The organism is Megasphaera sp. ASD88 (genome assembly GCF_002287425.1).
In the GTDB taxonomy this organism is placed as follows: domain Bacteria; phylum Bacillota; class Negativicutes; order Veillonellales; family Megasphaeraceae; genus Megasphaera; species Megasphaera stantonii.
Genome location: NZ_NQXW01000056.1, coordinates 1 through 1,211 on the forward strand (window position 1 = coordinate 1; position 1,211 = coordinate 1,211).

At 34.4% G+C, this 1,211-nt stretch carries 1 protein-coding gene and 1 pseudogene; both read left to right on the forward strand.

What is annotated here, in order from left to right; translation table 11 throughout:
* Positions 1–118: pseudogene (locus CJ260_RS13250) on the forward strand (IS30 family transposase); the annotation flags it as partial.
* 74 nt (positions 119–192) lie between these two features.
* A complete protein-coding gene (locus CJ260_RS12450) occupies positions 193–987 on the forward strand; it encodes a hypothetical protein (RefSeq protein ID WP_143747698.1) in 795 nt (264 codons plus the stop codon).
* Positions 988–1,211: the final 224 nt, after the last annotated feature.

Here is a 1,211-nt window from a genome sequence, read left to right on the forward strand (position 1 = left end):
CGTTCCAGAAGCCTATGTGCAAGCTGTTTTTGCAGAACTAAATCGCCGTCCCCGAAAATGTTTAGGATACAAAACGCCATACGAAGTACATTACTCTAAAAAGTTGCACTTAGCTTGACAATTCGCCACATAGAAACGTTGAATATACAAAAAAGCCAATTAATAGCTCATAACCAGTACATATTCGAACGAATGACTAATGTAAATTACCTTTTTAACTTATATACATTGCATAGATATATTGAAATTAACTACGATAATCCACTAGCACTAAATCACTTATTTGAAGAGCTAGATAAGTGGATATGTTTCCCGCTTTTAACCATTCGGCTTCGTATTTTGAAGAGCATTTTAATCTTGACCGGCAATCTTTCTTTACTAGAATCTAAAGGAAGAGATTATCTGTTACATCTACTAAAAGCTATCCGTATATATTACTCATGCTTTTTATTGCCTATTTTGATAACCGCCTTTCATTATATGGTAAATGCGCTACGTGAAGAAACCCACAATAATACTAATGCAGCAAAAGAATTAATTACATGGCTTAACCAAAATAAAATATTCCAGCCTGAGAAAAGGCTTGAAACAGAAGATATAAATAAAAATTTAGAAAAATATTTTTCTAATCCAACAGTCAAAGGACATTTATTATACTTTGACACAAACAAAGCCCATCTTACCCCTATGGCAAGTTATTATCATAAAATAATTCCTACTTTTGATTTATCGCTTTGGGATAAAGAAGAGCTCAATAAATTCAATGTATGGAGTCATGAACTATACAAAAAATTTATCAAAGAAACTCTTGAGATTGAAAGAAATACTAAAACTCTATGTACTCCAAAAAAGGCTCCGCAACTCGCCCCCCTCGTGTTCCAGGACCTATACAAAAAAGGATATCTTCCTACACTATATACTAAAACTCCCAAACGCGAAAAGAAAAGCACAACTGCATATCAGGAAAGGAAATATTCAAAAACTTAGCATAATTAAATGACCAATGAAATGCATTAATATTTCATCCTTTCCTAAACATGAATGCAGAAAGCCTTGTTCTGCTGATAGTGCTGTTTCCCGCTATCGTCCTGTCGTCCGGTTCGTCCTGTGATTTGTAATGCCTACCTTGAAACATGTCAAAATAGATAGAAATTTCTCCTCATAAAAAGTGGACAACGAGATGAACTTTCGTCCTCTGTCCTGTCCGGTTT

What these genes read in the sequence shown, in the direction of transcription:
- CJ260_RS12450 (WP_143747698.1), top strand. Translation starts at nt 193, where the DNA reads ATGACTAATGTAAATTACCTTTTTAACTTATATACATTGCATAGATAT.